Origin of the sequence: Herminiimonas contaminans, assembly GCF_015645465.1 — a bacterium.
Lineage (GTDB): Bacteria > Pseudomonadota > Gammaproteobacteria > Burkholderiales > Burkholderiaceae_D > Oxalicibacterium > Oxalicibacterium contaminans.
Window position 1 is genome coordinate 263,944 of record NZ_JADOEL010000004.1, and the last position, 26,287, is coordinate 290,230.

Annotated in this window: 21 protein-coding genes, 1 tRNA gene and 2 pseudogenes; 18 read left to right on the forward strand and 6 right to left on the reverse strand. The window is 52.5% G+C overall.

Annotated features, from left to right (window positions below):
* Positions 1 to 15: 15 nt before the first annotated feature.
* The gene (locus IXC47_RS07925; RefSeq protein WP_175627076.1) at positions 16 to 1,230 is read right to left on the reverse strand and encodes a nitrate/nitrite transporter; all 1,215 of its coding nucleotides are present in this window, start codon (positions 1,228 to 1,230) and stop codon (positions 16 to 18) included.
* Positions 1,231 to 1,503: 273 nt separating this feature from the next.
* Here IXC47_RS07925 and nirB point away from each other — a divergent pair, with 273 nt between their 5' ends.
* The 10 genes from nirB to dnaG all read left to right on the forward strand — a co-directional run bounded on the left by nirB (position 1,504) and on the right by dnaG (position 13,597).
* Positions 1,504 to 3,942, forward strand: coding sequence for a nitrite reductase large subunit NirB (gene nirB / locus IXC47_RS07930; RefSeq protein ID WP_175627077.1), 2,439 nt, complete (start codon positions 1,504 to 1,506; stop codon positions 3,940 to 3,942).
* Between the two features lie 94 nt (positions 3,943 to 4,036).
* Complete coding sequence (gene nirD, locus IXC47_RS07935; RefSeq protein ID WP_195875196.1) at positions 4,037 to 4,390, forward strand: nitrite reductase small subunit NirD; 354 nt, start codon at positions 4,037 to 4,039, stop codon at positions 4,388 to 4,390.
* Positions 4,387 to 7,203 carry a nitrate reductase gene (locus IXC47_RS07940; protein WP_195875197.1) on the forward strand — a complete coding sequence of 939 codons (2,817 nt, stop codon included), beginning with the start codon at positions 4,387 to 4,389 and terminating at the stop codon, positions 7,201 to 7,203. The genes nirD and IXC47_RS07940 overlap by 4 nt, the downstream gene beginning before the upstream one ends.
* An 80-nt stretch (positions 7,204 to 7,283) precedes the next feature.
* Positions 7,284 to 8,291, forward strand: a complete 1,008-nt coding sequence (gene ybiB, locus IXC47_RS07945) for a DNA-binding protein YbiB (RefSeq protein WP_195875198.1) — start codon at positions 7,284 to 7,286, stop codon at positions 8,289 to 8,291.
* A complete protein-coding gene (gene cobA, locus IXC47_RS07950; protein ID WP_195875199.1) occupies positions 8,263 to 9,063 on the forward strand; it encodes a uroporphyrinogen-III C-methyltransferase in 801 nt (266 codons plus the stop codon). The genes ybiB and cobA overlap by 29 nt, the downstream gene beginning before the upstream one ends.
* A gap of 71 nt (positions 9,064 to 9,134) precedes the next feature.
* Positions 9,135 to 10,331 carry a BaiN/RdsA family NAD(P)/FAD-dependent oxidoreductase gene (locus IXC47_RS07955; protein ID WP_195875200.1) on the forward strand — a complete coding sequence of 399 codons (1,197 nt, stop codon included), beginning with the start codon at positions 9,135 to 9,137 and terminating at the stop codon, positions 10,329 to 10,331.
* 87 nt (positions 10,332 to 10,418) lie between these two features.
* Positions 10,419 to 10,841 (forward strand): VOC family protein, encoded by a 423-nt coding sequence (locus IXC47_RS07960; RefSeq protein WP_195875201.1) that lies wholly within the window; start codon positions 10,419 to 10,421, stop codon positions 10,839 to 10,841.
* A 140-nt stretch (positions 10,842 to 10,981) separates the two neighbouring features.
* Positions 10,982 to 11,194, forward strand: a complete 213-nt coding sequence (gene rpsU / locus IXC47_RS07965) for a 30S ribosomal protein S21 (protein WP_011870001.1) — start codon at positions 10,982 to 10,984, stop codon at positions 11,192 to 11,194.
* A 128-nt stretch (positions 11,195 to 11,322) separates the two neighbouring features.
* On the forward strand, positions 11,323 to 11,772 hold the full coding sequence (locus IXC47_RS07970; RefSeq protein ID WP_195875202.1) for a GatB/YqeY domain-containing protein: 450 nt from the start codon (positions 11,323 to 11,325) through the stop codon (positions 11,770 to 11,772).
* Positions 11,773 to 11,797: 25 nt separating this feature from the next.
* The gene (gene dnaG / locus IXC47_RS07975) at positions 11,798 to 13,597 is read left to right on the forward strand and encodes a DNA primase (RefSeq protein ID WP_195875203.1); all 1,800 of its coding nucleotides are present in this window, start codon (positions 11,798 to 11,800) and stop codon (positions 13,595 to 13,597) included.
* A gap of 166 nt (positions 13,598 to 13,763) precedes the next feature.
* Here dnaG and IXC47_RS19345 read toward each other — a convergent pair whose 3' ends face one another.
* Entirely contained in the window at positions 13,764 to 14,126 is a 363-nt protein-coding gene (locus IXC47_RS19345) for a hypothetical protein (protein ID WP_230089446.1), read from the reverse strand.
* On the opposite strand from IXC47_RS19345, the gene rpoD reads away from it, so the two are divergent.
* From rpoD to IXC47_RS08010, 7 genes and pseudogenes are all read left to right on the forward strand, one after another.
* Positions 14,038 to 16,278 carry an RNA polymerase sigma factor RpoD gene (gene rpoD / locus IXC47_RS07980; RefSeq protein ID WP_407651088.1) on the forward strand — a complete coding sequence of 747 codons (2,241 nt, stop codon included), beginning with the start codon at positions 14,038 to 14,040 and terminating at the stop codon, positions 16,276 to 16,278. The genes IXC47_RS19345 and rpoD overlap by 89 nt on opposite strands.
* A 17-nt stretch (positions 16,279 to 16,295) precedes the next feature.
* Positions 16,296 to 16,374, forward strand: a tRNA-Ile gene (locus IXC47_RS07985).
* Between the two features lie 482 nt (positions 16,375 to 16,856).
* A complete protein-coding gene (locus tag IXC47_RS07990; protein WP_195875204.1) occupies positions 16,857 to 17,204 on the forward strand; it encodes a helix-turn-helix transcriptional regulator in 348 nt (115 codons plus the stop codon).
* Positions 17,170 to 18,108 carry a replication initiation protein gene (locus IXC47_RS07995; protein ID WP_230089448.1) on the forward strand — a complete coding sequence of 313 codons (939 nt, stop codon included), beginning with the start codon at positions 17,170 to 17,172 and terminating at the stop codon, positions 18,106 to 18,108. Before IXC47_RS07990 ends, IXC47_RS07995 begins: the two co-directional genes overlap by 35 nt.
* A gap of 649 nt (positions 18,109 to 18,757) precedes the next feature.
* Entirely contained in the window at positions 18,758 to 20,152 is a 1,395-nt protein-coding gene (gene mobV, locus IXC47_RS08000; RefSeq protein WP_195875205.1) for a MobV family relaxase, read from the forward strand.
* Between the two features lie 479 nt (positions 20,153 to 20,631).
* On the forward strand, positions 20,632 to 20,856 hold the full coding sequence (locus tag IXC47_RS08005; protein WP_195875206.1) for a hypothetical protein: 225 nt from the start codon (positions 20,632 to 20,634) through the stop codon (positions 20,854 to 20,856).
* Positions 20,857 to 20,882: 26 nt separating this feature from the next.
* Positions 20,883 to 21,074 (forward strand): annotated as a pseudogene (locus IXC47_RS08010) (transposase); the annotation flags it as partial.
* 61 nt (positions 21,075 to 21,135) lie between these two features.
* Here the strand turns inward: IXC47_RS08010 and IXC47_RS08015 are convergent.
* From IXC47_RS08015 to IXC47_RS08030, 4 genes are read right to left on the reverse strand one after another with little or no spacing between them, the layout of a single operon-like run.
* The gene (locus tag IXC47_RS08015; protein WP_195875207.1) at positions 21,136 to 22,533 is read right to left on the reverse strand and encodes an amidase family protein; all 1,398 of its coding nucleotides are present in this window, start codon (positions 22,531 to 22,533) and stop codon (positions 21,136 to 21,138) included.
* Positions 22,534 to 22,570: 37 nt separating this feature from the next.
* Positions 22,571 to 23,332: an ABC transporter permease gene (locus IXC47_RS08020; protein ID WP_195875208.1), complete on the reverse strand. Its 762-nt coding sequence runs from the start codon at positions 23,330 to 23,332 to the stop codon at positions 22,571 to 22,573.
* Between the two features lie 10 nt (positions 23,333 to 23,342).
* Positions 23,343 to 24,368 (reverse strand): ABC transporter substrate-binding protein, encoded by a 1,026-nt coding sequence (locus tag IXC47_RS08025; RefSeq protein WP_326838391.1) that lies wholly within the window; start codon positions 24,366 to 24,368, stop codon positions 23,343 to 23,345.
* Positions 24,365 to 25,186, reverse strand: a complete 822-nt coding sequence (locus IXC47_RS08030; RefSeq protein ID WP_230089457.1) for an ABC transporter ATP-binding protein — start codon at positions 25,184 to 25,186, stop codon at positions 24,365 to 24,367. The genes IXC47_RS08025 and IXC47_RS08030 overlap by 4 nt, the downstream gene beginning before the upstream one ends.
* A 630-nt stretch (positions 25,187 to 25,816) precedes the next feature.
* On the opposite strand from IXC47_RS08030, the pseudogene IXC47_RS19350 reads away from it, so the two are divergent.
* Positions 25,817 to 26,143: pseudogene (locus IXC47_RS19350) on the forward strand (TSUP family transporter); the annotation flags it as partial.
* Between the last annotated feature and the right edge of the window lie 144 nt (positions 26,144 to 26,287).

Consider the following 26,287-nt stretch of genomic DNA (forward strand, 5'->3'; position numbering starts at 1 on the left):
ATGGGCATGGCTGCTTCAGATTTTTGCATTGGTCATGGCAGCGCTGCCCCAGGTTGTGCGCCAGCGATTTTTCACTGCCGACAAACCGAGCAAGGCAACAATGGCCAGTGCGGCGAAGACGATCAGACCACCCTGGTAGCTGCCCGTCAATTGTTTGGAGTAACCGAGGCTGGAGGCCAGATAGAAGCCGCCGATACCACCGGCCATGCCGACCAGTCCGGTCATGACGCCGATTTCCTTGCGGAAGCGCTGTGGTACCAACTGGAATACTGCGCCATTGCCGACGCCGAGTGCCAGCATCGCCAATACAAAGATCGCGACCGCTGCCATCGCCGACGACAGGCCGAAGCTGGCGATCAGCATGAAGCTGGCTGCCAGCATATACATCATCGACAAAGTCTTGATGCCGCCGATGCGGTCAGCCAGGCGGCCACCCAAAGGACGCACGGCGGAACCGGCAAACACGCAGGCGGCGGTGAAATAGCCTGCGGTCACCGGCGATAAACCATATTGACCATTGAAGTAAATCGTCAGCGACGAAGCCAGGCCGGAGAAACCACCGAAGGTCACGCTATAGAAGAACATAAACCACCAGGCATCCTTGTCCTTGAGCACGTGCAGGTATTCGACCAGTGATTTAGGTGGCGGGGCGGACGGAGCATCTTTGGTAAAGACCAGATAGACCAAGAATGCGATGCTGAGTGGAATCAGGCACAGCCCGAATACGTTTTGCCAGCCGAACAGGATAGCCAGCGTCGGCGCAAACAGCGCGGCGAAAGCGGTACCTGAATTACCGGCACCGGCAATCCCGAGCGCCGTGCCTTGATGTTCCGGCGGATACCAGCGCGAAGCCAGTGGCAGGGCAACGGCAAAAGCAGCACCGGCGAAACCGAGGATGACACCGAAGGTCAGCATGGTGTGATAGCTGCTGAGGTCACCCAGCCACGCCCACAACAAACCGCTCATGACGATGACCTGGCCGATGATGCCCGCCTTCTTGGGTTTCAGGTGATCGACTAATACACCCATCACGATACGCAGCAAGGCGCCAGCCAATAGCGGCGTTGCCACCATTAAACCTTTTTGCGCCGCAGTCAGTCCGAGGTCGCCGGAGATTTGAACGGCCAGCGGCCCGAGAATGACCCAGACCATAAAACTCAGGTCGAAGTAAAAGAAGGAAGCAAGCAGGGTCGGTGTGTGACCAGCTTTCCAGAATGACGTTTTTTGCATGAGAGCTCGCAGAGTTAGACAGGGTTGCGTCTAAATATGCAAAGGCCATGCCACTTTAGTGCGGGCGTGATCCACGAATGGGCGCGCACTTTTCACGTGTTGACGAATATGGGCGGCTGCACCAAATAAACCGGCTGCCGCACTTGTTGAGTGCGAAATGCAACTTTAAATGGTGCGGAAACAGTAGTCCCTTACCGAAAGTGCACTAAAAGTAAAACTGGCATTTGTTTTGCTTATTTAAATTTGCGAACAACAAATCTGTGGGATGCAGCGATGAAAAAAATGAAATTGGTCATGGTTGGTAACGGTATGGCAGGCGTGCGTACTTTGGAAGAACTGCGCAAGATCGCTCCTGACTTATATGACATCACGGTATTTGGCGCGGAAGCGTACGCCAACTACAACCGTATTCTGCTGTCGCCCGTACTGGCGGGTGAGCAAACCATCAAGGACATCATGCTCAACGATGTCGACTGGTATGCGGAGAATGACATCACCCTGCACCTGGGGAAAAAGATCGTCGAGATCGACCGCGTCAAACGTGTGGTGATAGCCGACGACGGTACCGTCGCACCGTATGACCGCTTGCTGATGGCAACCGGCTCGAATCCTTTCATGCTGCCGATACCAGGCAAGGATCTGGAAGGCGTGATCTCCTATCGCGACATACAAGATACCAACGCGATGATAGAAGCGGCCAAGGTACACAAGCAGGCGGTCGTTATCGGTGGCGGCTTGCTGGGACTGGAAGCAGCGAACGGCCTGAAGCTGCGCGGTATGGAAGTAACTGTCGTGCATTTGCCGACCACCTTGATGGAACGTCAGCTCGACGAAGCGGCAGGCAAGATGCTGCAAAAATCTCTGGAAGACCGAGGCTTGAATTTCTTGCTGGGTAAGAATTCGCAAGAAATCATCAGCGACGCGAACGGTCGCGTGCAAGCCTTGCGTTTCACCGACGGCACCGAAATCCCGACACAACTGCTTGTGATGGCGGTCGGTATCCGTCCGAACACTGCGCTGGCTGAATCCGCCGGCCTGCATTGCAATCGCGGCATCGTCGTCAACGACACCATGCAAACCTATGACCCGCGCGTGTACGCAGTCGGTGAATGCGTGAACCATCGTGGTACGGCGTATGGCCTGGTTGCGCCTTTGTTTGAAATGGCCAAGGTGTGCGCGAATCACCTGGCGAACTTCGGTATCGGTCGTTACCAGGGTTCGGTCACTTCGACCAAGCTGAAAGTAACTGGCATTGATTTGTTCTCGGCTGGTGAATTCCTTGGTGGTGAAGGGACGGAAGAAATCCTGCTGTCCGATCCTATCGGCGGTGTCTATAAAAAGCTGGTGTTGAAAGACGACAAGCTGATCGGTGCCTGCCTGTATGGCGATACGGTCGACGGCAGCTGGTACTTCAACCTGCTGCGCGAAGGTAAAGACATCAGCGAGATCCGCGACACCCTGATGTTTGGCGAAGCCAACACTGGTCGTCCCGGCGACGTTGGTCACGAAGGTTTCAGCAAGGCGGCAGCGATGCCGGATACCGCTGAAGTATGCGGCTGTAACGGCGTGTGCAAAGGCACCATCGTCAAAGCGATCAAGGAAAAAGGTTTGTTTACGATCGAAGACGTGCGCAAACACACCAAGGCTTCCGCCTCCTGCGGTTCCTGTACCGGTCTGGTTGAGCAAATCATCATGGCTACTGCCGGTGGTGATTACTCGGCATCGAACAAAGCCAAGCCGATGTGCGGATGTACTGACCATACACATCAGGAAGTGCGTGATGCGATCAAGGCCGAGAAGTTGTTAACGGTTGCCGGCGTGATGGCGCATATGAACTGGCGTACGCCGAACGGCTGCTCCAGCTGCCGTCCTGGCATTAACTACTACCTGATCTCGACCTGGCCGGGGGAAGCGAAGGATGATCCGCAATCACGCTTCATCAACGAACGTGCACACGCGAATATCCAAAAAGATGGCACTTTCTCCGTCATCCCGCGCATGTGGGGCGGCGAAACCAACTCGTCGGAGCTGCGCCGCATCGCTGACGTGGTCGATAAATTCAAGATTCCTACCGTCAAGGTCACAGGCGGACAACGTATCGATTTGCTGGGTGTGAAGAAAGAAGATTTGCGCGCGGTCTGGCAAGACCTCGGCATGCCATCCGGCCTCGGTTACGCCAAGGGTTTGCGCACCGTAAAAACCTGCGTGGGTTCCGAATGGTGCCGTTTCGGTACCCAGGATTCAACCAAAATGGGGCAGCAACTCGAACATCAACTGGCACGCATGTATGCACCGCATAAGGTCAAGCTGGCAGTCTCGGGCTGTCCGCGTAATTGTGCCGAAGCCGGTATCAAGGACGTGGGCGTGATCGGTGTTGATTCGGGCTGGGAAATCTATGTCGGCGGTAACGGCGGCATCAAAACCGAAGTGGCTGAATTCTTCGTCAAACTTAAAACGCATGAAGAAGTACTGGAGTACGCCGGCGCCTTCCTGCAACTGTATCGCGAAGAAGGCTGGTACCTGGAACGAACCGTGCATTACCTGGCACGTGTAGGCCTGGATCATGCAAAGCAAAAAGTACTGGAAGACGAAGCCAACCGCAAAGCGCTGTATCAGCGCCTGCTGTTCTCGCTGGAAGGTGAGTCCGATCCATGGCATGAACCGGAAAAAGCGATGGTCGATACGCGTCAGTTCGAACCATTGTCGATCTGATCAGGCGGATGTCAGTGCACTAAGCGCGGACATCCGGCAAGTACACAGCACATTTGTTTATAACAACTCATCACAATTTTTATCAAGGCCACATATGTCTAATCAATGGAAAGTCATCTGCAAGGTAAGCGACATTCCTGTACTCGGTTCCCGCGTCGTCAATCGCGTGGATAAACCGAATGTCGCCATTTTCCGTAACAGCGAAGACAAAGTCTTTGCTTTACTCGACCGTTGTCCGCACAAGGGTGGCCCCTTGTCGCAAGGTATCGTATTCGGCGAACGTGTCGCCTGCCCGTTGCATAACTGGAGCATAGGCATGAACGACGGTTGCGCCGCAGCACCGGATGAAGGCTGCACTCAAACCTTCTCCGTCAAGATCGAGAGTGGTGAGGTCTATCTGGATGTCGTCGAATTGAATGCACCTGTCAGCGAGGCTGCTACTGCATGAATGCATCCTTGCTTTCTACTGCCCGGCTTGAACCTTCTGCGAGCGCTTTGCTATCGACAGAAACCAAAGCCACCTGCTGTTATTGCGGGGTGGGCTGTGGTGTCTTGATAGAAAGCGATGGAGAGAAAGTCATCGGAGTACGCGGTGACCCGGATCATCCGGCCAACTTTGGTCGTCTGTGCACCAAGGGCAGCACGCTGCATCTGACGGCGCGCCCCAACCTGCAACAGCAATCGCGCGCGCTGTATCCGGAAATGCGCCTGGCGCGCAGCGATGAACGTGAACGTACATCGTGGGCAACCACGATGGATTTCATCGTCAATAAATTCGCTGCGACCATACGTGACCACGGTCCCGATAGCGTAGGCTTTTACCTTTCGGGGCAGTTGTTGACCGAGGATTACTACGTCTTTAACAAACTGGCCAAGGGTTTGATCGGTACCAATAATGTCGATACCAATTCCCGCCTGTGCATGTCGAGCGCGGTTGCCGGTTACAAGCAAACCCTGGGTGCGGATGCCCCACCGCCATGCTACGAAGATATCGATCATGCACAAGTCATCTTTATCGTCGGCTCCAACACGGCGTATGCGCATCCGATCATTTATCGCCGGATAGAAGATGCACGCAAAGCCAATCCTTTACTGAAGGTCATTGTTGCCGATCCGCGCCGGACGGATACCGCACGTGAAGCGGACCTGTTTCTGCCTATCTTGCCGGGTACTGATGTGGCGTTGTTTAACGGCATGCTGTACATCTGCCTGTGGGAAGACCTGGTGGATCTCGATTACATCGCTGAGCACACCGAAGGCTTTGCCGAGCTCAAGCAAACGGTGCGTGACTACACGCCGAAATTTGTCGCGGAAATTTGCGGCATCAAGGAAGAAGAATTGATGCAGGCGGCGCGCATGTTTGGCAAGTCGCAAGCATCCTTGTCCATGTATTGCCAGGGCCTGAATCAATCGTCGTCCGGCACTGCGAAGAATGCAGCACTGATCAACCTGCACCTGGCCACACATCAAATCGGCAAGCCGGGTGCTGGCCCGCTGTCACTGACTGGTCAACCGAATGCGATGGGTGGTCGTGAAGTCGGTGGCCTGTCCACCATGCTGTCGGCGCATCGTGATCTGGCGAATCCTGAACATCGCGCCGAGATCGCCAAGCTGTGGGGCGTGCCTGATGTGCCAGCGACGCCAGGTAAGAGCGCGGTAGAAATGTTCGAAGCGGTGCGCACCGGCGAGATTAAAATTATCTGGATCGTCTGTACCAATCCGGCGCAATCCATGCCGGAGCAGGCGATGATACGGGAAGCCTTGCGCAACGCAGAATTGGTGATCGTGCAGGAAGCCTATAAGACTACGGCCAGCTGCGATTACGCTGACGTATTGCTGCCAGCTTCGACCTGGAGCGAGAAAGAGGGCACGGTCACTAATTCTGAACGCCGCATCACGCGCTTCAAATCGGTACTGCCCAAGCTGGGTGAAAGCAAACACGACTGGGAAATCGCAATTGAATTTGCACGCAAGCTGGAAGGTGTGCTCGGTAAAACAGCGTCGCTCTTTCCGTTTGCGAACACCGAAGAAATCTGGAATGAACATCGCGAGTCGACACGTGGTCGTGACCTCGACATCACCGGCTTGAGCTTCAAGCTGCTGGAAGAGCAGGGGCCACAACAATGGCCATTTCCGGAAGGTGCGAGCAGCGGCAAGAAGCGTCTGTATGAAGACGGCATCTTCCCGACTGCCAACGGCCGTGCAAAGTTTGTGAATACGCAGTACCAGCCGCTGGCGGAACAGGTTGACGCGCGTTATCCTTTCCACCTGACCACAGGTCGTTTGCGCGATCAGTGGCATGGCATGAGCCGCACCGGTACGGTGGCGCAATTGTTTTCGCATGCATCGGAACCGTCTATTGTCTTGTCCAAAGTCGATATGGAGCGTCGCTTGCTCAATGTCGGTGACCTGGTGCATGTCACCAGCAAGCGCGGTTCACAAATCTTTCCAGTGGCAGTCGGTGATGATATGCGCGCCGGGCAAGCCTTCATCGGCATGCACTGGGGCGAAGAGTATGTCTCCGGTCGCGGTCGCGACGGCGATGGTAGCTACGGTGTGAATGCACTGACGACACCGGCTTTCGATTGCAGCTCCAAGCAACCTGAACTCAAGCATGCTGCGGTCAAGATCCTGAAAGCGGAATTTCCGTGGCGCTTTATCGTGTTTGGCTGGGTAGATGAAGCGAAGTTGCTGGATTTGCAGTCGGCGTTACGCCCTGCGATGCGCAAGTTTGCCTATGCTTCGTGCACCTTGTTCGGACGCGATAAAGTTGGTGTGCTGTTCCGTGCAGCAGATGACTATGCTGCTGACCCGGCACTGACAGCGGAGATCGAAAGCAAATTCAACATCACCGGTACCCAGGTGCTGCGTTATGACGATACCAAGCGCGGCAATTCACGCCGCATCCTGGTCGGTGATGGTAAATTGCAGGCGGTGGCGCTGGCAGGCGATATCTCGGCTGAAGGCTGGCTCAAGGAATATCTGGAGAGCGAACAGTCGGTTGCTGCACTAGGTCGTTTGTTGCTGATGCCTTCGAACAAACCGCCGCAAAACTTCAAGTCGCGTGGCCGTATTGTTTGCAACTGTTTCAATGTATCTGAAACGGAAATCAACGATAGCCTGGTCGGTATGCATGGTGATGCGGATGCGAAGCTGGCTGTTTTGCAGCAGGGCCTGAAGTGCGGTACCAACTGCGGGTCATGCGTGCCGGAACTAAAAAAAATCATATCCAGCCAGATCATGCCAGCCAAGGCAGCGTGAGCTATTCCTTGTAATTTTTAAAATGGCCGGGCCCGCTTCCACCCTTTCGGAGAAGCGGGCTTCGGTGTACCCTCTGCAGCATGCAAAATCCTTCCCATACTGAACCTTTCGCCACTGCTCGTTTCATCAAGGAAATCGGCCGTGGCGTCAAAGGTGCGCGCAGTTTGTCGCGCGACGATGCTTATCAACTATATGCCGCGATGCTGGACGGTCGTGTGTCTGACCTCGAGATGGGCGGCATCATGTTGGCGATGCGCATCAAGGGCGAATCGGTGGATGAGATCGCCGGTTTCATCGATGCGGCGGAAGCGTCGTTCGAACCTTTGTCTGCACCTGCAGGCGAATACGCACCTATCGTCATTCCGAGCTATAACGGCGCGCGCCAGATGCCTAATCTGTTGCCCTTGATGGCTTTGCTGCTGGCACGTGCCGGTGCGCCGGTATTCATCCACGGCGTAACCACCGATCCCGGACGCGTGACCACTGCAGAAATCCTGCATGAGATGGGTTACCCGCTATCGCATACCGCAGCGCAAGCGGCAGAGCAATTTGCGCTGCGCGCGCCGGTACTGATGCCGATCGCCGACCTGGCGCCGCGCCTTGAGCGTTTGCTGGCGATGCGACGCATCCTCGGCGTGCGTAACTCGACCCATACCCTGGTCAAAATCATGCAGCCGTTTGCCGGTCCGGCCTTGCGCCTGACTTCGTACACGCATCCTGAATACCTGACCATGCTGACAAGCTACTTCACCACGGCTGCACCATCCGAGCGCGGTGAGGCCTTCCTGATGCGCGGTACGGAGGGGGAAACGGTCGCCAATGCCAAGCGTGCACAACAAATTAGCTGGATGCACGACGGTGTATGCACTGTCCTGGTGCAAAGGCAGGAGCCGGTAGACGATATGCCACCTTTACCAGCCGAGCGCGATGCCGTTACGACGGCCAGATGGATAGAAGCCGCGCTGCGCGGTGAGCAGCCGATACCGGTGTCCATTTCGGAGCAGGTGGAACAGTGTTTGCTTGTAGCTAAGAACCTAAAAAGCAAACAAGGTGTACAAGATGGAGCAGCAAAAACAGCAAGCAGCTAAGGTCTATCTGGTCGGTGCAGGTCCCGGCGATCCGGACTTGCTGACCCTCAAGGCTGTCAAAGCAATCGCCCGTGCAGACGTGATCCTGATCGACGATCTGGTCAATCCGGAAGTATTGCAATATGCACCGTCTACCGCGCGCGTCGTCAACGTCGGTAAACGCGGCGGCTGCCAGCAAACCCCACAAGAATTCATAGAACGCCTGATGTTGTCCGAAGCGCAAGCAGGGCAGTGCGTGGTGCGCCTGAAAGGCGGCGATCCGTTTATCTTTGGGCGCGGTGGCGAAGAGCGCGATCACCTGCAGGCAGCCGGTATAGAAGTTGAAGTCGTCAATGGCATCAGCAGCGGACTCGCTGCACCTGCTTCGATAGGCGTGCCCCTCACGCATCGCGACTGGAGTCAGGGCGCGATTTTCATTACCGGTCACGGCAAGAATGCCGAATCGAATCCTGACTGGACGACACTGGCCAAGCTGAACCTGACGCTGGTGATTTATATGGGTATCGCGCGCTGTGCTGAAATCCAGGCGGCGCTGCTGGCTGGCGGCAAGTCGGGCGCGACACCGGTAGCCGTCATTCAGTCAGCAACCGGCATGGCGCAGGCGCAATTGATCACGACCTTGTCGGCCTTGCCGCAGGCACTGGCTGAATCGGGCATAGGCAGCCCCGCGATTATCGTGATTGGCGACGTCGTGCGTTGCGCCGTGCAGGAGACGACATCAGCATCCACGCAGACCTTGCGTGACGCAGTTCTTGCACAACTGACAGCATAGTATGCAAAACAAGCGGCTGGCTGAAGCCGGCTGCGCTTACAATCACGGCTTATTTCCATTTGTAGTAAGCCATGACTAAACAGTTTGATGTTGCCGTAATCGGCGCAGGCGCAGCGGGCATGATGTGCGCATCAGTTGCCGGCCAGCGCGGCAAAAGCGTAGTGCTGATCGATCACGCAGCCAAACTCGCAGAAAAAATCCGTATCTCCGGCGGCGGCCGCTGTAACTTCACCAATATAGACGCGACGCCGCAAAACTTCCTTTCGCAAAATCCGCATTTTTGCAAAAGCGCCTTGTCGCGCTACACGCCGCAAGACTTCCTCGCGCTGATGAAGCGCTATCGCATTGCCTACCACGAGAAGCATAAAGGCCAGCTGTTCTGCGATAACTCGGCAGAAGACATCATCAGCATGCTGAAAGCCGAATGTGCACTCGGCAATGTGTCATGGCGTATGCCGTGCACAGTGGGTGCTATCAGTAAAAGCGGTGAGCAGTTCAGGATAGAAACGAATACCGGCGAGATCCTCGCCAATAGCCTGGTCATCGCGACCGGCGGTTTGTCTATCCCGAAAATAGGCGCGACTGATTTCGCCTATCGCATCGCTCAACAATTCGACCTGAAAATGGTCGAGCCGCGTCCCGGCCTGGTGCCGCTGACCTTCGATGCTAACGCCTGGCAACCTTTTGTGCCCTTGTCCGGCATAGCCTTGCCGGTAGAAGTCGAAACCGGTGCGAAGAAAACGCGCGGTTACTTCAAGGAAGACTTGCTCTTCACGCATCGTGGCCTGTCCGGCCCGGCCATCCTGCAGATTTCCAGCTTCTGGCAACCCGGTACGCCACTGACTATCAACCTGGTGCCGGAGACTGATATTGCCGAAGCATTGATAGCAGGCAAGTCCAGCAGCAAGAAAAACCTCGGCAATCAATTGGCGCAGTGGCTACCATCGCGTCTGGCGGATGAATGGCTCAAGGTCAACGGCTTCAAGGCGGATGCACGTGTGGCGGACATGCAGGACAAGCAATTGCGCAGCCTGGGGGCGTCGCTTAACCAGTGGAGCATCATCCCGAATGGCTCGGAAGGCTACCGCAAGGCTGAAGTGACACTGGGTGGCGTCGATACACGTGAACTGTCGCAGCAAAGCATGATGGTGAACAAGGTGCCGGGTTTGCACTTCATAGGCGAATCGGTTGACGTGACCGGCTGGCTGGGCGGCTACAACTTCCAGTGGGCCTGGGCATCAGGTGTTGCAGCGGGGCAAGCTGTTTAAACTGGGTAAAGACTACTGACATCTAGTGTCAGTAGTGCAAGCTATGCTATCGGCTGTTTACATACTCATAAATAACGGAGCGACCCCATGAGCAACGAGAATCCCAGCATCATTTCCCATGTTTCGATAGGTACCAACCAATACGAGAAGGCTAAGGCTTTCTATGACGTCGTGCTGGCGGCGCTGGATATCAAGGTCATCATGGAGCACCCGGGTGCGGTCGCTTACGGTCGTCAGTATCCCGAATTCTGGGTGCAGACGCCGCATAACGGCAAACCGGCGGAAATCGGCAATGGCTTCCATATGGGCTTTATCGCCACCAGCAAGGAGCAGGTGCATGCGTTTTATGATGCGGCGCTGGCGGCTGGCGCCACTGACGACGGTGCGCCGGGCCCACGTCCGCTGTACGGCGATCCGTATTACGGCTGCTTTGTGCGGGATCCGGAAGGGCACAAGCTGGAAGCCGCCTACTGGGATGCCGAGCTCAGCCTCAAGCTGTACGGCCACTAAGCCCAGTCTGCACGGGGCCTGGCGCTGCATGTGTGGCGTTTTGGCCCCGTATCTGCTTGGGCTTGAATAAAGAGCCTTCCCTTTGTGGAACAAGGCTGCTATAATCTTCGACTCACTACCCAACATTGGTTTACATTTACATGACCACTATCCGCCTTAAAGAAAACGAGCCGTTCGAAGTCGCTATGCGTCGCTTCAAGCGCACCATTGAAAAAACTGGTTTGCTGACCGATTTGCGCGCGCGCGAGTTTTACGAGAAGCCAACTGCTGAACGCAAGCGCAAGCTCGCTGCAGCTGTGAAACGCCACTACAAGCGTATCCGCAGCCAGCAATTGCCTAAGAAACTGTACTAATTCCAATGGCTGCGCGCCCTTGTGAGCGTGCGGTACTCAGAATTAGTCGCAAACCCGCTCCGGTGTTGGTCCGCAGCGGGTTTTGGCGTTTTTAATGATCGCTTGATTAATCAGATATCGGAGTGCGTATGAGCCTGAAAGAACAGATCACAGAAGATATGAAAGCGGCGATGCGCGCCAAAGAGGCGGGCAAGCTGGGCACGATTCGCCTGATTACCGCTGCTATCAAGCAAAAAGAAGTCGATGAGCGTATCGAGCTCGATGACGCGCAAGTGCAAGCCATCATTGAAAAAATGATCAAGCAACGCAAGGATTCGATTTCGCAATTCCAGGCTGGCGGTCGTCAGGATCTGGTTGATATCGAACAAGCCGAGCTGACTGTGCTGACTACTTACATGCCTAGCGCATTGTCGGATGCTGAAGTGCAGGGCGAAGTTGCCGCTGCGGTCGCTGCGTCCGGCGCTGCTGGTCCGCAAGACATGGGCAAAGTCATGGCTATCCTCAAAGCGAAACTCGCTGGCCGTGCCGACATGACAGCAGTGTCCGGCTTGGTAAAAGCTGCTCTGACCAAAGCCTGATCGTCTTCAGCATACTGCTGCCGGCGTGATACCACAGTCGTTTATCCAGGATCTCCTCAACCGCGTCGACATCGTCGACGTGGTGGGTCGTTACGTGCAGCTGAAAAAAGGCGGCGCGAACTTCATGGGCTTATGCCCGTTCCACAACGAAAAATCCCCCAGTTTTACCGTCAGTCCGACCAAGCAGTTTTATCACTGCTTTGGTTGCGGTGCGCATGGTACGGCGATCGGCTTCCTGATCGAATATTCGGGCATGGGCTTTGTCGAAGCGGTCAAGGATCTGGCGCAAAACGTCGGCATGATCGTGCCGGAAGCAGAGGATCGTTTGCCACCGGCGCAGCGTGCCGAGCATCAGGCGAAAAGCCTGGCCTTGTCGGAAGCGATGTCACGTGCCTGTGACTACTATCGCCAGCAATTGCGTCATGCCGAAGGGGCAAAAAACTACCTCAAAGGGCGTGGCCTGACTGGTGAAATCGCGGCTCGTTACGGCATGGGCTATGCGCCGGAGGGCTGGGATGGTTTGCGTTCGGTCTTTCCTGATTATGAAGTCGAGGCGCTGGTCGAATCCGGCCTCGTCATCGACCGGGTGGAGGAAGACGGCTCGCATCACAAACGCTATGACCGTTTCCGTGATCGCATCATGTTCCCGATCCGCAATACCAAGGGGCAGGTCATCGGTTTTGGTGGTCGCGTATTGGACGGTGGCGAGCCTAAATACTTGAATTCGCCCGAGACGCCCTTATTTCAAAAGGGTAGCGAACTCTATGGTTTGTTCGAGGCACGCCAGGCTATCCGCGAAGCTGGATATGTGCTGGTGACCGAAGGTTATATGGACGTGGTTGCGCTGGCGCAGATGGGTTTCCCGCAGGCCGTAGCGACTTTGGGTACGGCATGTACGCCTATCCATGTGCAAAAGCTATTGCGCCAGACCGACCAGGTCATTTTTAGTTTTGATGGTGACAAGGCAGGGCGTCGTGCTGCACGTCGTGCGCTGGAAGCCAGCCTGCCGCATGCGGGTGACAACAAAGTCATCAAATTCCTGTTCCTGCCGAGTGAGCATGATCCGGATAGTTACATCCGTGAACTCGGTACAGAAGCATTTGAAAAACAGGTGCAGGATGCGATGCCTTTGTCGCAGTTCTTGCTGAAAGAAGCAGTCGGTGACAACGACCTTGGTACGCCGGAAGGCCGCGCCCGTGCGCAGTTCGATGCGAAGCCCTTGTTGCAGGCATTGCCGCCGTCGTCATTGCGTTTGCAGATAGTACGCAGCCTGGCGCAGATCACGGAAAGTACGCCAGCTGAAATCGAAGCGTTATTTGAGCTGTCGCAGCCAATTTCCCATGTGCGGGCGCCGCCGCCGCGTACCAAGCGCGCTGCGCCGCAAGGGCTGGAGCGTCAGATCATACGTTTGCTGGTTGCGCACCCGATGCTGGCTGGTGAAATGGATCAGGCGGCTATCGATGCCGCGGTGCGTCTGGCACCTGACGGTGAAGAAATGCTGATGCAACTGGTCACCATGGCGCGCGACATGGGTGCGCAGGCGAACTTTGCGATCCTGGCGGAAATGCTGCGTTCCAGCGGTTCGGATCTGGAGCCGCTGATTGCAGAAATTGCCGCTGAACCGGAGTCCGATGTGGCGCTGGCCCGGTTGGAGCTGGCAGGTGCGATCAGGCAGATCAAAATGCAGGCCTTGCGCGATGAATTGCAGCAATTGGTAGCAGGCGGACTGGCCGGAGAAGCAGCGCAGGCGCGCTTCCGCGAATTGACCATGCAACAAGAGCAATTGCGACGTCAGGCGCAGGCGGAAATGATGCAAAGAGGCTAATTTTGCTCTCCCGGGGAGGGGAAGTGTTCCCTCTTATGTTATAATTAAAGGCTTTCGATTCAAGCTCTTAGACATGGTGGTAATAAAGTAATCGGAAAGAAAATCAATAAACTTGCGCGGGCGTAAGCCGGAGTTGAATGCGCAAATCAGCTCGTCGAGCGCAAGCTTAACCGCGCTTCAAGAGCATAACCTTGGTAGTCGATCCAATGGCGAATGCAATGAAGAAACCCGCGAAAACCCAAACGCTCACCGCGAGCAAAGCCAAATCGGCTGCAGCGGTGAAGACAAGTAAAACTGTTGAAAAGAAAGTAGTTGCCGCAAAGTCGGCTGGCCAGGCTAAAGCCGTGGCTGCCAAAACCAAAGCGGCGGCGAAAACGCCTGCAGCCAAAGTTTCATCCAAAGTAGCTGCAAAGCCGGTATCAGTGCAATCGAAAGCCCCTGTGACAAATAAGAAATCTGAAGTGAAGTCTGCTAGTAAGTCAGCAAAAGTCGAGCCAAAAGTCGAGTCGCGTCCTGGCGTTAACGTCATGATCACGGCGACCGTCAGCCAGACTACCGACGCCGCTACCCTCGCTGCGATCGATACCTCCGGCTACATCCTGCCGTCGGTGAAAGTACCTGGACGTCGTGGCCGCAAACCAAAAGAATTCCAGCCTGAGAACGATGAAATCGCAGCATTGAATGCGGTCGAACGCGCAGAAATGAAAGCCGTCGACAAAGCGAAAGCCAAAGATCGCAAGGCCAAAGAAAAAGCATTGTTGAAAGACGCATTCTCGTCCGATACAGAAGCCAGCGAAGAAGAACTCGAAGCGCGTCGCCAGAAACTCAAGACGCTGATCAAGTTCGGTAAAGAGCGCGGCTTCCTGACCTACGCAGAAATCAACGATCACCTGCCAGAAAACATCATCGATCCGGAAGCGATCGAAGGCATCATCGGTACCTTCAATGACATGGGTATCGCGGTCTACGAACAGGCACCGGACGCAGAAACACTGCTCCTGTCCGACAACGTAGCCACCGTTGCCAGCGATGATGAAGCCGAAGCTGCTGCTGAAGCAGCGCTCTCGACCGTCGATTCCGATTTCGGCCGTACCACCGATCCTGTGCGTATGTACATGCGCGAAATGGGTTCGGTAGAACTGCTGACCCGCGAAGGCGAGATCGACATCGCAAAACGTATCGAAGACGGCCTGCGTGACATGATCCAGGCGATCTCCGCATGCCCGACCACGATTGCAGAAATTATCGCTGCTGCTGAGCGCATCTCCAAAGACGAAGCCAAGATCGACGAAATCGTCGACGGCCTGGTCGACCTGGATGCGGTTGAGCCAGTAGTTGCCGCGCCTGCTCCTGCCGCTGCTTCGGATGACGAAGAAGACGAAGAAGAGGACGAGGACGAAGAAGAGGAAGAAGAAGAAACCGCGTCCGCATCTGGTGGTGCTGCCGGTTTCTCGAGCGAACAGCTGGAGCAACTCAAGCGTGACTCGCTCGCCAAATTCTCGACCATTGCCCAGCAATTCGACAAGATGCGCAAAGCGTTCGAGAAAGAGGGCTACAACTCCAAGCCTTACGTCAAGGCGCAGGAAGTCATCTCGAATGAACTGCTCAGCATTCGCTTCACCGCCAAAGTTGTCGAGAAACTGTGCGACACCTTGCGTGGTCAGGTTGATGAAGTCCGTCACATCGAAAAACAAATTCTCGACGTTGCAGTGAATCGTTGCGGCATGCCGCGCGGCCACTTCATCAAAGTCTTCCCAGGCAATGAAACCAATCTGGACTGGGTAGATGGCGAAGTAAACGGTAAGCATGCATACAGCGTCGTGTTGGCACGTAACGTACCGACCGTCAAAGAACTGCAGCAAAAACTGATCGACCTGCAAGCACGTGTAGTCTTGCCGTTGCCTGACCTGCGCGCCATCAACAAAAAGATGGCTGCCGGTGAAATGAAGGCACGCAAAGCAAAACGTGAAATGACAGAAGCTAACTTACGTCTGGTCATTTCCATTGCGAAAAAGTATACTAACCGCGGTTTGCAATTCCTGGATCTGATCCAGGAAGGCAATATCGGTTTGATGAAGGCAGTCGACAAGTTCGAATATCGTCGCGGCTTCAAATTCTCGACTTATGCAACCTGGTGGATCCGTCAGGCCATCACTCGTTCGATCGCCGATCAGGCTCGCACCATCCGTATTCCGGTGCACATGATCGAAACGATCAACAAGATGAATCGCATCTCGCGTCAGATTTTGCAGGAAACCGGTGCAGAACCGGATCCGGCAACACTGGCGATCAAGATGGAAATGCCGGAAGACAAAATCCGCAAGATCATGAAGATCGCGAAAGAGCCTATTTCGATGGAAACACCGATAGGCGACGACGACGATTCGCATCTGGGCGACTTCATCGAAGACAACAACACATTGGCTCCGGCCGATGCAGCGTTGCACGCTTCGATGCGCGGTGTAGTCAAGGACGTACTCGATTCCCTGACACCACGTGAAGCCAAAGTCCTGCGTATGCGTTTTGGTATCGAAATGTCGACCGATCACACGCTGGAAGAAGTGGGTAAGCAATTCGACGTTACACGTGAGCGTATTCGCCAAATAGAAGCAAAGGCGTTGCGCAAACTGCGTCACCCATCGCGGTCAGATAAATTGAAGAGCTTCCTGGAAGGTAATTAAGCTCTCATCAAGTTGTCGGGCCTCTAGCTCATGCTTGGTTAGAGCAGCGGACTCATAATCCGTTGGTGCCGTGTTCGACTCACGGGAGGCCCACCAAATAAAATAGGAAATAGCTTTATTTTTCAATAATTTAGCTTGATTCCTATTAATAGGGATTAGTAGTGATTGGTAATAAATCTACTGTCCCACTGTCCCATGATTGTCCCAAAAAGCCACTTGACGCTAAGTGGCTTTTTTTATATGCTGTTACTTGTAGGTAATAAAAATGGAAGCGGAGTTAATTGCCATCGTCATGGACTCCCTTCGTAAACAAACGCGATCATGACGATTGAGCGAACCCAAACAAAGTGATAAGGGTTTGCAATAAAGACAAAATGCAAACGACACCCGAAATAGCGTTCGGGAGGGGACGTAAGCGATACAGCCAAGCGAGAAGCTGTGTTCTGCTGAAGCCTGATTAGCAAACTCCTTGAAGTACTAAGCGAAGGTGAATCGTGATCACCAGCTTAGCTACTAACAGTAGGCACTACTCGTTTCCGCCAATCGATGAGATCGGCGGCTTACGCTTAGGTGTCTATATGAGTCAAAATACTTCCTATCCCAAGGCCTCTGCGGCCAAACGATCAAATTCTCCATCTTCAGTTCCGCGCGTTCTTAGTGTCGAAGATCTATCCCCCATACTTAAACTGGCTCCGACTTCGATTCGGCACTACACAGGCAACAGCGAAACGCTAGGTCACCTGCTGCCCAAGTGGTTTAAATTGCCCGGCGGAAGACGCTTGTTGTGGCTTGAAGAAGATGTTCTTGCCTTCATCCAATCCGGAATAGACGCAACCATTCCAGAAAAACCACGTAAACGTGGGCGACCGACCAAGGCTGAACAAGTGCGAAATGCTGCGCTCGTTTTTACCCGAACAAAAAACTAAGCAGATGTCCGGTATGTCTGCACCTTCAACTAAAAAAGAGTTGCATCCCTCAACACGCGTGGCGCTGCGCATTGCTCAAGACCGAAATGATGCAGCGATTGAAGCAAGCGAAGCCAAAAGAGCATTAGAGCCGAAACAAATATTTTTGCCTGGCTTTGATATTGGCGCGATGCCGAACCATTTGAACAGGTCCAGCCTAATTGCCCCTATCGCACGGCGTGCTCGTACGTTTCACAATAGGGTGGTGATGGTCACCCGAAAGGATTGCGTCCTTACATATACAGGCGAGCAATTGGATGAAGCCGACGGCGATTTAATGATGGCTCTGATATTTTTTGCGCAAGCACGGCCATTTGGCACCGTGGTCGTGCTCAAGCGAAAAGAGATACTCCGCAAAATAAAAACTGGACTCATAGGCAGCACTCAGTACGCATGGCTTCAACAAAGCATACTGCGACTCCGAGCCGCGATGTTGGTTCTAGAAGCTAAATACACGAACGGATCGCAGCGATACACAATCGGTAATACGTTGACCTTCAACCTTATCAAGGACCTTGAGTACGACGACAAAACAGATAAGTACAGCTACATACTAGACCCCCGCTGGGAGCAGATGTTCGGCAATCGTGAATACAGCCTGATCGACTGGAGCAAGCGAATGCTTATTGGCAGGGGTCAAGAAATGGCCAAAACGCTCCAACGATTGGTGGCAACCTCCTCAAATCCAATTCAGCGCTTCCCACTCGACAAACTTAGACAACAAATGCAGTACGGAGGACGTGATCGTGATTTTAAAAAGGCACTGGAAAAAGCAGCAGCCGAATTAGTGCGACTTGAACTGATAAAAAATGCGCGGATAGGGCAAAACACAAAGGGTGAGGAACAGCTAACTATTCAAATATGAGTAGTGGCATAGCGTCGCGCCTGAAGTGGCATAGCGTCGCAGATTAGTGGCATAGCCTCGCGGTTTAGTGGCATAGCGTCGCTCCCCCATCACTGAAAGCCGCATGAATAAAGGATTTGCCGATACATCGATGCCCTTTACCTTCTTCTTACCCTTTATTTACTCAAGGCGACCTGTGGATAACTGAATTGAATTGGCTTTATCAATATAAAAACAAAAGGTACACAAACGTATGTACACAAAAACAGAACTGAGGTCGGTAGAGCGGGCTCACCCTGCTCTGCAGGGCTGCGGGCAGCCTGTTTTTGAAAGCAGGCGGGTGGTGTTTTAATGTTTTAAAAACGCTCTGTAAGGTAGCGACGGCTATGGCTGTAAAAACGGTCACGGTGCGCAGGCCTGAGAGCATAGCAAAGCCATACTGAAATGACGGGCCCGTAGGTCACTTAGGGCAGTCAATTGCGATTAGCAACAATAAAAAAAGGATGAAAATGAACCGAAATAAAAGTGAAAGCAAATCTTCGGTGGTGCCGTTGACCTTAAATTTTTACCTCCCCGGAGTGGCTTACCCTGCCAGCAGCGGGACAATTTCGAAGAAATTGTGTAGTAAGTCCACATACGATGTGGGCCTTACCACGGATGCAAGCTAACCATGGGATATGCCATCCTGCGTACCCAAAAGCTGAAATCAGGCCATGCGGTGAGGCGATCACTGAAACACGCTTTCCGCGAGCAAGACACGCCAAATGCTGACCCTAATCGCAAGCACAAAAACACGCACATCGGCGCGACTAACGTCGCCCAGGCGTTGGAGCGATTCAACTCGAGATTGCCTGCCAAGGTACGCAGCAATGCCGTGCTTGCCATTGAATATTTGATCACCGGCAGCCCCGATGTTATGAACGGTAAAAGCCCGGAAGCGCAAGACGCCTACTTCGACGATGCGCTCAAGTGGCTTAAAGCCAAGCATGGCGAGGAGAATGTTGTCTATGTCGGCATACACAGAGACGAAACTACGCCCCATTTGTATGCTTACGTAGTGCCGCTTGTCGAGGGCAGTAAGCTGAATTGCCGAGCGTTCTTAGGCGGAGCTAAGGCGCTTAACCAAATGCAAACTGATTTTGCGCTGAAGGTCGGTCTGGCTCACGGCTTGCAGCGTGGCATAGAAGGCAGTAAAGCTCGACACACATCGATTCAACACTACTACGCCAGAGCCAATGCTGCGTTTGAGCCGTTGCCCGTGGTTAAAACCGTCCACCAGAAACTGCGCGAAGAGCCGGTGAAGCCGAGTTTGTTCGCCAGTAAAGAAGTAAGAGCGTTCTGGCAGAATGATTACGACACATGGCTGCGAGAGAAGGCTGTAGCCGTCAAGCTGACAGAGCAGCGGAGGGAGGAAATGAAAGCCCAGCGCGATGTGGCAGTAGCCATGGCCAGCCAGTATCAGGCGCAGGCTAAGGAGGCAGAAGCACTCAAGGTTCAGGTGAACGAGTTGAAGGTGGCCAACAACCGCTACGCGGCTAGGTTTACAAAGCAGGAGACAACCACGCGCAAGTTGCAGGCGGTTGCTCAGTTGTTCACTATGGAGGAGGTCAAGGTCGCACAAGTACGCCAGTACCAGAAGGACGCGGAGAAGGCTAGGCAGACGGAATTGGCACGCCAGAAGGCAGCAGTCGCGTCAATGGCCAAGAGCTTCGAGGCAGAAACGACCAAGCGCGTGCTGAACATTCAACAGTTATTGCGGGGAGGTAGTGGTGCGGCGCACACGTTCGGTATGAAAGCGGCAGCAGCAATGAGAGTCGCCAATGGTGACGCAAGCAAGGTTGACTGGATAGAAATAGAGGTGCGCGTGGCACATGAGGCAATTGGACAACACGGTCAGACCCCTGAAAACGTCATCAAGGTACTTTTAGAGCATTCTCCAGCCTGTTCTGATCCGGAAACGCACCTGAGACTAAGCAGTGCTATCTGGGATATCGAACTGGAGTCTAAAGCCATGTATGAGCAGGAGAGCGACCGATCTAATGATCCGAAAAATGCAATGCCTTAAATAGTGCGAGCATATTAATTTAATAGTGCGATGTAATAAAAAATGGCTCGCACCATTTAATTTAAATGGTGCGACCTAATTAAATTTCAGTCGCACAATTAATTTCAAAATCATCTGGGTTTATCTTTCGATGATTTCTGCGCTGCGTAGGAAGAGCCGCCCAGCTGTAAAAGACTACGGGCAACTGCTATGTTTCCTGCTTCGACCGGTTGAAACCGCCGCCGATTGCAGACATACAGAGGAGAGCGAGACTAGAGCCAACATCATGCCAACGCTATGAATATTTAAACTAAATATTGAGTGGCAGGTTTGAATGAAAATCGGTGGCAGCTTTGGATGCAACTGAGCGGCAGTTTTAAATGCAATTCAGTGGCAGGATTCATGCAATTAGGCATCTGCGCGCCTGAACTTGGAGTTCAGTGGAATTTTTTGTACTACGAAATTAAAATTGATGACGGGCAGGCTGCACAAAGGAAGCAATGAAAGCGACGATAAGATTAACGGGAACTGGTTTTCGTGCTGCCTTGGAAGATGGGCGACAGTTTGAACGTGAGGGAATAGAAGACTTGGCAAAGGATATTTTTAATGCTGGCATTACTTTCAATGAGGCCTTTTGCGGCGACTGGCGCGACGGCGACGATATCCTTATGATCGGATCGCAAATTGCGCTCAAAGCGGAATTACGCAGACTTGAGAAGGATTGAATGGGCCAGTAAACAAAGCCCCACAATGGCAGCGCGGCTCGAACGAAAATACCAACGGCCTGCTACGTCAATACTTCCCGAAAGGAATGGAGATCTCGGGCTACTCGCAGACTCCATTGAATGCTGTTGCCAGACGACTTAATGAACGACCAAGAAAAACTTTAAACTATGAAACGCCGACTCAACGGTTTTATCAATCTGTTGCATCCACCGGTTGAAACCGCCGCCAAAAGCGGACATTAGTTTTTTGATAAACGCCTTTGACTCATGCTCCTGACTTCATCCCGTTGACTTCGCCTCGATACCAGTTGGAATAGCTAGAAGGTCCTGAAGCTTTGTACCTATTGATCTTAATTTTCCGTCCTCTCCAGCAATAGCTACTAGAGAAATGCCAAATGGAAGGCCGTCTGGCCTGATTGAAGTCGGCAGCGCCAGTGCGCAAAGGTCGAGTGGACTAATAGGGTAAGTGTAGTAGCCAATGTTGTTATTGATCTCGATTGGATTTTCTTTCACTTCGTTGCATTTGTAAGCGCGGCCAGTAGTCGGTGTGACCACGATATCCATAGTGGAAAGCAGTTCTTTTGCTTTTCTACGCAACGCCGTCATTTTGTAGATGGCCTTGATCGTGTCGACGCCGGAATAGCTTAATCCCTTGGCGATCATCGCCGATACCGCTGGGTGTACGGTTTCAGGCCGGTTGGTGACGACATCGCCATAACTTGCTGCACGCTCGGCAAGCAGGCCGCTGTCAAATGGTAGTCGTCCGGCTTCAATGAAAATCGAAAAATCGAACTCGACAGCAGTGCCACCGATAGTCTTTAGGGCCTCAATTGCTTGACCGTACGCTGCCTGGGCTTGCTCATCGCCAAAAAATTTCAGGTGCTCTGCTGCGGGAACACCGAATACAAAAGTATCTATATCGCTGCAGCCGAGAGCAATGTCATTTGCATCTTCGCGACTGAATGTGTCGGTGGCGTCGTATCCTCGAATAGCGTCTAGTATGTAATAACCATCCGCTACCGTACGCGCAAATACAGGAACGCAATCGAAGTAATGGTTGTTGATGACCAACCCGCTACTGCTTACCAACCCTAACGTCGGTTTAACACCAACAATATTGTTCATTGCAGCGGGAATTCTTCCGGAGCCTCCTGTATCGGTTCCGAGTGAAAAGCAAACTACTCCTGCGGCGACGGCGACGCCCGAACCGGAACTTGAGCCACCAGAAACGTATTCAGGATTAAAAACATTTCTGCAATGCTCTCCCATTGTCCTTGTACCGTTCAAGCCGGTAGCAAACTGGTCTAACGTATTCTTGCCGATTAGCAGTGCACCGGCGTCTAGCGCTTTTTGAACACTGCTTGCAGATATTTCCGGTAAACGGTCGATTCCCTCACAGCCGCATGTGGTCCGCATGCCTGCCACATCAATATTATCCTTCACTGAAAATGGAATTCCATAAAGTGGTGGAAGAGCTTTTCCTGCGTATCTGTTTGCTAAAAGTCGTGCCTGTTCTTTCACGGCTTGTTCACTGAGCAGTTCGCTCCATGAAAAATCCTCGCCCCTTGTCCTGATGCGTCGATATGCTTCTTCTACAACGTCTTCCGGCGAGAACTGATCATTCGTATAACCATCGCGAAGTTGATCGAGATTGAAACTCAATTTTTTGATGTCCATTTTTCCTCTTTTATCCATTACCTTGATGAATTGGATTTTAGGTATTCCAGTGAATGACCTTGTTTGAAAACATACCAAACAGTTTGTCCGCTACCGTTGAGATCAGGCCTAGTACGATCAGTCCTGCGATCATGTGACCGATCTGCATATTCTGTTGTGTAACCTCAAGCCGATAGGCGATACCCGCAAACGCGCCGGCTAACTCTGCAGCCACCAGCGTATAGAACGACACACTGATAGCTGTTCTGAGGCCCATGAAAATATAAGGCAGTGCGCCTGGCAGCATGACTTCAAATAGCATCATGCGCTTTGATGCGCCTAGACATCTTGCTGCACGGATCAGGGTGTCGTTGACGCGTTGTACGCCCAAATGCACCGACAGCCAAACGGTAAAGAACACTCCCCAGAACACCAAAAACCATTTGCCGAGTTCGCTCAACCCGAACCATACGATCACAATCGGCACGAACGCAATTGGCGGGATAGGCCGAAGCATCTGAAAAACGGGAGAGAAAAAAGCTGCAGCAAAGCGATTTCCTCCAGTCAGAAGGCCGATCAGAATCGCCAGAATTGCTCCGGCAAGATAGCCAATCACCACGCGTGAAACACTCCATCCCAGATCTGTCATCAACATGCCGGAAGAGGCATAGTCGAGAAATGCTGCTGCAACCACCGTGGGTGGAGGAAACAATATCGGATTGACCATGCCGTTACGAACAACAATTTCCCAGATCAGAACCAGAAGTGGGAGTGAACTCCATCTGGCTATCATTTCCCACATTCGAGCTCTGCTCTTCATATGAACGTCCTTAGTAAGATTTGATGGTGACGCGGTCTGCTGCCACACCCTTCAATAGGTCCGGAAAAATCACTTTTGAAAAGTCGGGCATGACGGCACCTGTAGGCGCATTGCCTGATTCGAGTCGCCATGCAGCATGCGCTTTCAACACAGAAACAGTCATGTCGTCCAGAACCACTTTGAAGTTATATTCGCTCCAGATTGGCGCAAGATCGTCACGGTTCATGCCCACCGTTTTAGCTACTATGGTGATGGCCTCTTCTGGATTGTCTTTCATCCATTTTTCTGCATCTATCATTGCCTTAACAAACTTAGTCATCAATTCGCGGTTCGATTTGAGATATGTTTGCGTTGTGACGATATTGAAGGTCTCGGCGTAGACGCCCTTAGTTTCAAGTTGTCTTACTTGTGTACCGAGTGCCTTTTTCGCCGTAGAAATGTAGGGTTCCCATGTGTTCATCATATCGATGCCGTTGGCTGAGATACCAGCTGCCATGTCTTGTGGACGAAGACTGACGATGGAGACGTCCTTTTTAGTGAGGCCTGCGCGCTCCAACAATGCCATCGTGTAGACCTCCCCTCCTGTACCAACCGTCATGCCGATACGCTTCCCCTTTATATCGCTAAGAGTCCGGATGCCACTGGATACGCTTGCTAAGGTCTTGAGGTCTGAATATTCCATGCGAGCGATAAATGCAATAGGCTGCTTTGCCATAGCGGCTGCAGTGACCGGAGCTTCCGCAGTAGTGGCGATATCGGTACCACCACCCAGCGTCGCTTCAAGAGCCTGTTTGCCGGAAGTAAAATTTACGACTTGTACATCGAGCCCAGCCTTTTCAAAAAAATTCTTGTTCTTTGCAATGATCGTCACACCAGAAATAGGCGAAAGATTTTGAGCGAGTTTGACCTTCTGCATTTCCTCCGCACTAGAAAACGCTGATACGGAAAAAAGGGTAAGCGCCGCGATACAAATTAAAGGACGAGTTAAGCTGGTTTTCATAAGTGTTCCTTCATGGTTAATTAAACGAGTATTCACATTTTTCCTTGCGGTCCGTTGGGGCCTATCTGGATAGATAAGCCCTCCATACCGCCAGTCGCGATTTCGGTACCCATTGCTTTGATGCTTTCTTCGCGAATGAGATTCTGCAGTTGCTGGCGAATTTCGAGGAATTCCGGCGAGGCACTCATCGCTGCTGTTCGTGGACGGGGTAAAGGAATTTTCAGTTCAGCCTTGATACGCCCTGGGCGAGCGGTCATTACGTACACACGATCGGAAAGGAAGATTGCCTCTTCTATATCGTGAGTAATGAACAGAACTGATATCCGCTGACGCTGCCACATGTTGGTCAGGATTTCCTGCATTACAACCCGCGTTTGCGCATCGAGAGCACCGAACGGCTCATCCATCAACAAAATTTGCGGGCTTGTTACTAGCGCTCTCACAATCCCCACACGCTGTTTCATCCCACCTGAGAGTTGGTCAGGAAAGTGATTTTCAAAAGCCAGAAGTCCAGCTAAGCCAAGAAAGGTTCGAGCAACGGTTGTACGTTTTGATGCAGGCATTCCCTGTGTCTTCAGTCCAAACTCCACGTTTTTTCGAACGCTCATCCAAGGAAACAATGAGTACTGCTGGAAAACTACGCCTCGTTCAATCCCAGGCTCATGAACCTGTTTTCCGTCAACTTCTACCTTTCCAGAGGAAGCCTGGGTAAATCCAGCGATAACATTCAATACTGTTGATTTGCCGCAGCCAGATGGGCCAATAATGGACACGAACTCTCCAGGCTGTACGTCGAGTGAAACTCCATCTACAGCAATCGTTTTGGTGTTTCCGCTTTCGAATTCGACGCGCATGTTGTCGATGACAATATGTCCCTTTGCAGCGAACGGCATTTGATCGTCATCGTCATTAAAGGAATGTGAGTGAGCAGTCGATGCACATTTATCAGGTCTTTCGATTGTCAAAGAAGATTCATCAGTATTCATATTTGTTTCTCTTAATTGAAGTTTGGCAACACGTTATGACGAGTTAGAGCAAGTCGCATGCCATATCGAAAAATTGGATACAAATCACGAAAAAAGGGCTCCGCCTTGATTCATGCTTTAGTAAGTACATCAGTTGAAGTGCCGATTTTTTTGGGAGAAGAAAAAGAAATAAATAGGATCCGCAGGGCGCACCAAAATAGAGTGATGCGCACGAAATCCATGCATGCTCGCGCTTTTGGTGCGAGGAGATTCCTGGGTTGGTAGCTTGATCTTTTATTCAGACAGATCAGTCAAAATAAATACAGAATGCAAGCTAAAAAATTTTCGTGAATATCTTTAGAACAATCAATTACGCAGTTGTCTGCACCTTATTTAAGGTAATCGCCGACCGATAATCAACCTGACGGGAGTAATAGCGAGACAACAGATGATTAGCATATCTTAACTCGTCATAACGAGTTATAATGCGAAGCTAAATTAACGACACGCGGATTCTTGATGTTGACTTATAGCAGTCTTGTTTTAATCTCGATCACTATCGGGATATTGGTGGGCGCCGTTGGTGTCGGCGGATTCTTTATGCCAACAGCATTAACGCTTGTCGCTGGAGTAACTATCCATCAAGGCACCGCGACATCCTTGTTTACATTCATTTTTACCGGAATTGTCGGCGCGTTCTATTTTCATAAAAAGGGCAGCATCAATTGGATGTTGGTATGGCCGCTCTGCATAGGCGCGATGTTTACTGGATTTGTTGGAGCATGGATAGGTTCTAAATTGAGTACGACGATGTTATCAGCCGTATTGGCGATAATGATTATGAGCGTCGGTATCTACACCTTTGAACCGCCCCGGAAATTGTGGAGGCTTCTTTATCTGAGAGAATGGAGCCATGAAGAAAGCAAACAAGTTTTCCCCCGAGGTGCGCGAGCGCGCAGTACGGATGGTGCAGGAACACCGCGGTGCGTA